Origin of the sequence: Pseudoxanthomonas sp. YR558 (assembly GCF_900116385.1) — a bacterium.
In the GTDB taxonomy this organism is placed as follows: Bacteria; Pseudomonadota; Gammaproteobacteria; order Xanthomonadales; family Xanthomonadaceae; genus Pseudoxanthomonas_A.
This window is the reverse complement of record NZ_FPCI01000003.1, coordinates 1-6,465: the sequence shown is the minus strand read 5'-3', so window position 1 is coordinate 6,465 and position 6,465 is coordinate 1. Positions and strand designations below refer to the sequence as shown.

Genomic DNA, 6,465 nt, shown 5'->3' with positions numbered 1-6,465 from the left:
GTCTGGAAGGCGATGCCGTCGATGACCGAGATGATCTCGGCGATCTTCTTGGAGGACTGTTCGATGTCGGTCATGGTGGAGACCACCTTGCCGACCACTTCGCCGCCCTGCGAAGCGACCGACGCCGCACCGATGGCCAGTTGGTTGGCTTGGCGGGCCGATTCGGCGTTCTGGCGCACGGTGGAGGTCAGTTCCTCCATCGAGGCCGCGGTCTCTTCCAGGTTCGCGGCCTGCTGCTCGGTCCGACGCGAGAGGTCGCTGTTGCCGGAAGCGATCTCGCCGGCGGCGGTGTTGATCGAGGTCGAGGCGTTCTGGATGCGGCCGACGATGTCGGTCAGCTGGGCCACGGTCGCATTGGCGTCATCGCGCATGGTGGCGAACACGCCATGGAAGTCGCCTTCCATCCGGGCGGTCAGGTCGCCGCCCGACAGCGAGCGCAGCACGCCGGAGACGGCGTCCACGCTGCCGGCAATCGTGGCGAGCAGGCTGTTGACCTGCTGCGACAGACCCAGCAGGAAGCCCTGCTTGCCGGCTTCGCCGATGCGCCCGCTGAGGTCGCCCTGTACGGCGGCCTGCACGATGCGGGTGACTTCCTGTTCCACCATCACCTCGGCGGTACGGTCGGTCCATTCGACCACGTAGCCGACGCGCAGGCCGTTGGCGTCGGTCACGGGGCTGATGATCAGCTGCATGATGCGGCCGCCGATGGTGATCTGCGCGCGGTGCGTGCCCTGGAGCTGGGCGAGCATGCGCGCCTGGTGTTCGGGCTTCTTGTGGAAGATGTCGATGTTGCTGCCCACGACGGTGCGCACGTCGAAGGCAGGCAGGTCGCGCCGCAAGTCCTGCTCGACATCGGCCAGCATCTTCATCAGCGGGCGGTTGGCGTACACGATGTTGCGGTCGGCGTCGGCGATCATGACATTGGCGGTCACCTCTTCCAGCGCGGTGCGGATGCGCAGGCTTTCGCGCGCCACCACTTCGTCGCGTTCGATACGTTCGCGCAGGTTGCCCTGCATGGTGCGCATGGCCTGCATCAGAGTGCCGATCTCATCGCCGCGCCCCGCGTCGATGACGCCGTCCAGCTTGCCACGGGCGATGTCGTCGGCCACCCGCACCGCACCGGCCAGCGGCGCCGCGACCTGGCGGCGCAGTAGCCAGTAGATGGCGCCGCACAACAGCAGCGCACCGAGCACGCCGACCGTGACGATGGTCCACAGCACGGCGCGTGCGTCCTGCATCACCACGCTGCGCGGCACCACGACGCCCAGCATGAAGCGCTCCTGTGCCTTGCCGATCGACAGCGGCACGTACGCTTCCACCAGCGCTTCGCCGTCGCTGCCCTCGGTTTCCCGGAAGACCGACTCGCCGGTAGCGATCTTTTTCAGCACGGCGCCGCCGTCGCCATCATCGAACGGCTTGCCCACGCGCGCGGCGTCGCGGTCCGCGATCAGCACACCGCCGGGCGTGACCAGGCGCACGAAGCCCGCGCCCATCGGTGTCAGCTTGCCGATACGCTCCTGCAGCGATTGCAGGGCGAAGTCCACCGTCATCACACCGAGGTAGGTGCCATCCTGCACCACCGGCGTAGACAACGTGGTCATCAGCACGTCTTTGCCGGCGATCTTGTAGACGTAGGGCTCGGCCACGACGGCGCGCTTGAGTTCGCGCGGCCGCAAGTACCAGTCGCCGGCGCCTGGCACTTCGTAGTCGCGCAGAGCTTCCAGCAGCGGCGCGCCGTCGCTCCAGGCCCAATAACTCATGAAGCGGCCGGTGTCATCGTGGCCTTCGCTGCCGACGAAGTCGGCATCCTTGCCATCGAACGCATCCGGTTCCCACAGCGTGCCGACGCCGACCCATTCCGGGTGCGCTTCCAACTGGCGCTTGAAGACCGCGCTGGCAGCAGTGCGGTCGATACCTTCACCGGCACGCTGTGCAAGCAGGGCGCTCGCCAAGGCTTCGTTCGTGTCGAACGCGCTGGTGAGTTCACCCGAGATTCGTTCCGCCTCGAGGTTGGCCAGGCCGTCCATCGACGTGCGGGCAGCGGCAAGCAGGGACTCGCTGCTGCGCAGGTAACTGGCGGTCGCGGCGACGCCGAAGGCCAGCAGGGCGAGGACGGCGGTTCCGGCCATCACCCGGGTGGCGATGCTACGGGAGGACAGACGAAGCGGAGTGGGCATGGCGACCTCGAAGGGGCTGTGCGATAGGACGGTGCGCCGCACGCAGCGGATCCGTCAGGAGCGGACCGTCACGGCAGCGTCACAACCGGTATCGGCGAGCCCGGCGCGAGGTTGAGCGGATATCGCGATGGATCGACGAAAGGTCGATCGGGATCACGCCGCGCCGCGGTCGCGAGCGCTGCGCTGCCGCTCGAGGCGGAAGATGTAGCGCTGCAGCAGCGCGTCGCCGCCGCGCGGCAGGTCCGTGAACTGGCAACCCGCGCGCCAGCTCTCGGTGCCGTTCTGGTTGAGCTGGCTGTGCAGGCTCTTGACCATCAGGCGCATGGTCAGCGGACCGCTGTCGGGCAGGTGCAGCAGGCAGTCCGGAAATTCCTTGTAAGGGCGCAACAGCGGATTCTCCGCCTGCACGGCCAACGCGAGCCCGCCGCCACTGATGTCCAGCACGCGGTAGCGATCGTAGGTGGTTTCGCCATCGGGCTGGTGCTGGGGAATGGCGCATTCCAGTGGTTGCGTCACCGGCACCTGCAGCCGGTAGAACTCCCGCCGCTGCAGGCGCAACACACTTTCCGGCAGGTCGGCGCGGAACGCGATCTGGCCACCCTGCATCACCCGGGTGAGGCCCTGCAAGCGGAACTGAACGTGGATGCGGTCCAGGCGCGAGACGCAGGTGATGTGCGAGGCTTCTTCGATGCTGCGATTGATGGTTTCGCTGGCGCTACCGTCGATCAGGATCGCATCGTCATCCTCGAGCACCTCCACCAGCGAGGTCGGAAAGGTGTGATTGCGCGGCATCGCGCATCCGCTGACGAGCGCACGCTTGTCGATCAATGACTGCATGATCTGCCGGATCGCGTGCTCGCCCCGCACCAGGAACTTTTCTTCGTCCTCGTAGCGGATCGGCTCGTCCAGCGGCGCGTCGGTGGAGTCGGTCATACAGGCAGAAACAGGGTCGCAGGCCTTGCGGAAGGCGTCACAGGCTGTATCGGCGTGCGTCGCACGATCTTTAGCGACACTCGAAACGCATGCGGCCCGGCAGTGCCGGGCCGCATGCGTACAAAGCGGGCGTCATCGCGAATGATCAGAATTCCTGCCAATCGCTGTCGGCGAGGGCCGGCTCGGGCTTGCGCGGGGCCGGCTTGCGGGCTACGGCCTTGGGCGCGGGCTTCGATGGCACCGCCTCGGCGGTGACGCGGCGGACCGGGGCATTCATCGTGGCCTGCAGCTTGAACACCGACACCGACTCGGTCAGCACCTGCGCCTGTTCTTCCATCGAACGAGCCGCGGCGGTGGCTTCCTCCACCAGCGCAGCGTTCTGCTGGGTGGTCTCGTCCATCTGGGTGATGGTCTGGTTGACCTGTTCGATACCGGTGCTTTGCTCCTGCGAGGCGGCGGAAATCTCGGCCATGATGTCGGTCACGCGCTGCACCGAGGCCACGATCTCGCTCATGGTCGTGCCGGCCTGGTTCACCAGGGCCGAACCATCGGCGACCTTGTCCACCGAGGTCTCGATCAGGCCCTTGATCTCCTTGGCCGCGCTTGCCGAACGCTGGGCCAGCGTGCGCACTTCCGAAGCCACCACGGCGAAGCCACGGCCCTGTTCACCGGCACGCGCGGCTTCCACCGCGGCGTTCAGCGCCAGGATGTTGGTCTGGAAGGCGATGCCGTCGATGACGGAGATGATCTCGGCGATCTTCTTGGAGGACTGTTCGATGTCGGCCATGGTGGAGACCACCTTGCCGACCACTTCGCCCCCCTGGGAGGCGACCCCGGCAGCGCCGATGGCCAACTGGTTTGCCTGGCGAGCCGACTCGGCGTTCTGGCGCACGGTGGACGTCAGCTCCTCCATGGATGCCGCAGTTTCTTCCAGGTTCGCGGCTTGCTGCTCGGTACGGCGCGAGAGGTCCAGATTGCCGGAAGCGATCTCGCCCGCCGCCGTGTTGATGTGGCGCGAAGCATCCTGGATATGGCCGACGATCTCGGTCAGCTGCGAAACCGTCGCGTTGGCATCATCGCGCATGGTGGCGAACACGCCATGGAAGTCGCCTTCCATCCGCGCGGTCAGGTCGCCGCGGGCGATGGCCTGCAGTAGCGCGGAGACTTCAGCGAGGTTCCCGTCGGTGGTCTCCATCAGACGATTGAGCCCATCCACCATGTCGCGGAAGTCGTACTGGTACTTGTCGACGTCGCCACGATGGGAGAAATCACCGGCCGCCGCGGCGGAGGCCAAGCGCTTGATCTCGCCATTGATCGCCGACAGGCTGGCCTTGGTCGCATCCATCGTCTGAGTGAGCACGGCCTTCTCGCCGGGCAGGCGGTCCATGTCGAGCGACAGGTCGCCGACCGCATACCGCTGCATGACCTCAACGAGCCGCATCTTGACCGCGATATGCGAGGCCACCAGTGCGTTGGTGGCACGCACCATGGCGCCATACTCGCCGGGAAATCGGCTGTCGTCGATGCGGTAGCTGATCGTGCCTTCATCGTGCTGGCGCGTCATCTCGGTTTGTGCGCCGATCACCGACACGACCTGTGTCTGCACGTGATGCATGGCCGACAGAAGTTGGCCGACTTCGTCCTGGCGGCGGGTGTCGATCTTGCTGTCCAGCTTGCCCGCCGCCACGTGCTCGGCGATACCGACCGCGGCGCGCAACGGGTGCGAGACCACCCGGCGTACACCGATCCAGGTCAGGACGGCGATCACCACCAGGGCGGCCAATGAAAGCGCCAGGATGCTGATCGTCAACGCGTGGCTGGATGCGAGCACGGTCGAGCGCGGCTCTACCGCGACGAGCGCCCATTTCCACGGCGAGAAGCGCTTCACCGCCACCAGCGCGGGCTCGGCGGCATCGCCGGCCTTGGGGGCAATGTCGAGCACTGCATGTCCATGGTCCTGCTCAAGCAGGGTCTTCATCGCGGGCTGCGAGCCGGCATCGACGACGGTGGTGTAGGGCGACTCCTGGCTGGCCGGGTGCGCGGCGAGCGTGCCGTGATGGTCGCCTTCGGCAAGGTCGACGACGAAGAAGTAACCCGCTTCCCCGAGGCGCGTATTGCGCAGCTTGTCCTTCAGCGCGGCCAGGCCATCGCCGTAGTTCTGGCCGACGAACAGGATGCCTACCGTCTTGCCTTCGGCATCGGTGAGGGGTTCGTAGTGGGTCATGTAGTCGCGGCCGAACAGACGCGCGCGACCCGTGTACGGTTTGTCCTCGAGCATCAGCGCATAGGCCGGGTGCTTGTGGTCCAGCGCCGTGCCGATGACGCGTTCGTTCTCGGTATTGCGGAGCGAGGTGGTGGCGCGGATGAACTCATCGTCCTTGCGCACGAACAGCGTCGCGACCACGTCGGTCGCCTCGGTGAACCGGTCGACGTCGGTGAAGTCGAGGTTGACGACCTGATTGCCGAAACGTAGTTCGGGGACTTCGTTGTCGCCGATCGGCATCGTGCGCGCAGGATCCACCGAGACGTCTCCCAGCGGCAGCGAGGCGCGGAAGCTGTCCGCCATGCGCTGCGTACCTTCCGAGAGCGTACGGTCGTACAGGGAGACGGACTCCAGCATGACCTGTGCGGCTACGTCCAGATCGGCGAGCGCGCGGTCCTCGATGGCGCGGCTGGACTGGCGCTGGACCACGAAGGCGAGGAGGAGCAGGACGACGGCGACGGCAACGGTCACCTGGAGCGAAAGCTTACTGCCGAGCGAGAGGCGCGCGAATCGATTCATGAGGGCCGGAGGTGGGCTGAGTTATCGGAAGCGATATCGGCGTCGCTGCTCCAGCATTAAGTACATGAACGTACTTTCCCGACGAGCGGTAGGCGTTCTCCTGTCAGGCTGGCGCCTTCGGAACGAGGACGGCCCGGAAATCCGGGCCGTCGTTCGAGCGAAGCGCTGATCCGTACCGGCTCAGAACTCCTGCCAGTCGCCATCGGCGAAGGCCGGTTCGGGCTTGCGCGGGGCGGGCTTGCGAGCCACGGCCTTGGGCGCGGCCGCCTTCGGTGCCATGGCCTCGGCGATGACGCGGCGGACCGGGGCATTCATCGTGGCCTGCAGCTTGAACACCGACACCGACTCGGTCAGCACCTGCGCCTGTTCTTCCATCGAACGAGCCGCGGCGGTGGCTTCCTCCACCAGCGCAGCGTTCTGCTGGGTGGTCTCGTCCATCTGCGTAATGGTCTGGTTGACCTGTTCGATACCGGCGCTTTGCTCCTGCGAGGCGGCGGAGATCTCGGCCATGATGTCGGTCACGCGCTGCACCGAGGCGACGATTTCGCCCATCGTGGCGCCGGCCTGGTTCAC

4 protein-coding genes are annotated in these 6,465 nt (G+C 66.3%); all 4 read right to left on the bottom strand.

All coding sequences use genetic code 11. From position 1 onward, the window contains the following. Window positions 1-2,177, bottom strand: a 2,177-nt coding sequence (locus BM365_RS17660; protein ID WP_139227458.1) for a PDC sensor domain-containing protein, incomplete at its 3' end; no start/stop codon positions are given. Between the two features lie 153 nt (window positions 2,178-2,330). Beyond that, window positions 2,331-3,110 carry a flagellar brake protein gene (locus BM365_RS17655; protein ID WP_093490871.1) on the bottom strand — a complete coding sequence of 260 codons (780 nt, stop codon included), beginning with the start codon at window positions 3,108-3,110 and terminating at the stop codon, window positions 2,331-2,333. 145 nt (window positions 3,111-3,255) lie between these two features. Beyond that, window positions 3,256-5,892: a Cache 3/Cache 2 fusion domain-containing protein gene (locus BM365_RS18290; protein ID WP_093490870.1), complete on the bottom strand. Its 2,637-nt coding sequence runs from the start codon at window positions 5,890-5,892 to the stop codon at window positions 3,256-3,258. 180 nt (window positions 5,893-6,072) lie between these two features. Continuing rightward, window positions 6,073-6,465, bottom strand: a 393-nt coding sequence (locus tag BM365_RS17645; protein ID WP_254772727.1) for a methyl-accepting chemotaxis protein, incomplete at its 5' end; no start/stop codon positions are given.

Bases quoted from the DNA above. Each gene is read 5' to 3' on its own strand.
- BM365_RS17655 (WP_093490871.1), bottom strand. From the start codon at position 3,110: ATGACCGACTCCACCGACGCGCCGCTGGACGAGCCGATCCGCTACGAG.
- BM365_RS18290 (WP_093490870.1), bottom strand. From the start codon at position 5,892: ATGAATCGATTCGCGCGCCTCTCGCTCGGCAGTAAGCTTTCGCTCCAG.